We start from the raw sequence: 663 nt of genomic DNA on the forward strand, positions 1-663 counted from the left end.
AAATGGCTATTTGGAAGAACTCCTCGATGCCGAGTTCGCTGAGATGCAGACAGAAGCTGACGACACCTGGAAAGATGCCAGCCTCCTCGACATAGCGAACTACAAGAACGGTCTGGCGATGCAGAAGTTCCGTCCCCAACCTGGGGACAAGGGACTTCCTGTGCTGAAGATTCGCGAGCTGGGACAGGGCGAGTTCGGTCCCGATGCAGAACGGTGCTCCTCAGACATCGAGGATTCTGTTCACGTTCGCGACGGAGACCTGATTTTCTCCTGGTCGGGTACCCTGATGCTCGATTTCTGGGCCGGAGGCGATGCTGGACTCAATCAGCACCTCTTCAAAATGACTTCCGACAAATACCCGAGTTGGTTCTACTACATGTGGACGAAGCATCATATGCGCAAGTTCATCGCGATGGCCAAAGATCGCGCGACAACCATGGGTCATATCAAGAGAAGCGCCTTGGCAAATGCGGCCGTCAAGATTCCCCCAAGCGATGTCTTACGCTCCCAGACGAAAGCCATGCAGCCGCTCGTTGACGAGGTAGTAGGACTCAAGATTCAATCCCGCAAGTTGGCCAACCTGAGAGATGCCCTGCTTCCCAAGCTCATGTCCGGCGAAATCGACGTCTCGAAGGTCGACCTCACGCAGCCAAATAGCCATTT

Annotated in this window: 1 protein-coding gene; it reads left to right on the plus strand. The window is 54.4% G+C overall.

Annotation, left to right across the window (positions count from 1 at the left end):
- Positions 1–663 (plus strand): restriction endonuclease subunit S (locus tag HF885_RS10240; protein ID WP_206109915.1); only part of this gene is annotated, 663 nt, incomplete at both ends.

Source organism: Parafannyhessea umbonata, assembly GCF_012844235.1.
Lineage (GTDB): Bacteria > Actinomycetota > Coriobacteriia > Coriobacteriales > Atopobiaceae > Parafannyhessea.